This is a genomic window from Martinezella lusitana (assembly GCF_010668395.1).
Classification (GTDB): domain Bacteria; phylum Pseudomonadota; class Alphaproteobacteria; order Rhizobiales; family Rhizobiaceae; genus Rhizobium; species Rhizobium lusitanum_A.
Genome location: NZ_WUEY01000095.1, coordinates 1 through 399, shown reverse-complemented (window position 1 = coordinate 399; position 399 = coordinate 1). Strand labels below are relative to the sequence as shown.

The window sequence follows — 399 nt, the reverse complement described above, 5'->3', positions numbered from 1 at the left end:
CTCCTGGCGATCTTCTTTCTCTAACTTCCGGGCATATTCTGCCGACATGACCGATGCATAATGGGTCGCCAGGTGCCACAAAAAAGAAGCATCCGGCTGGGCGAGTCGGAACTCAACGGTATGATTATCCAGTTTGCGGACGCTTTTCACGTTATCGGCAAATTGCAGGCTGTCGAAGTAGGGGAAGTTGCTGCCGTTGACGTTATGCCACGGGTTGTTGCGGTCAAAAATTCGCTGGAAGGTAAACACCACATCGTCGGCATTCATTTTACGAGTGGGAGTAAACCAGTCGGTTTTTTGAAACGGAACATCGCGACGCAGGTGGAAGCGATAGGTCGCGCCGTTATCGAGAACTTCCCAGCTTTCGGCAAGTTCCGGCATCAGGCGATAGGTATAGGG

At 51.9% G+C, this 399-nt stretch carries 1 protein-coding gene; it reads right to left on the bottom strand.

Annotation, left to right across the window (positions count from 1 at the left end; all coding sequences use genetic code 11):
* On the bottom strand, positions 1 to 399 hold a 399-nt coding region (locus tag GR212_RS36695), incomplete at both ends, for an ABC transporter substrate-binding protein (protein WP_246726261.1).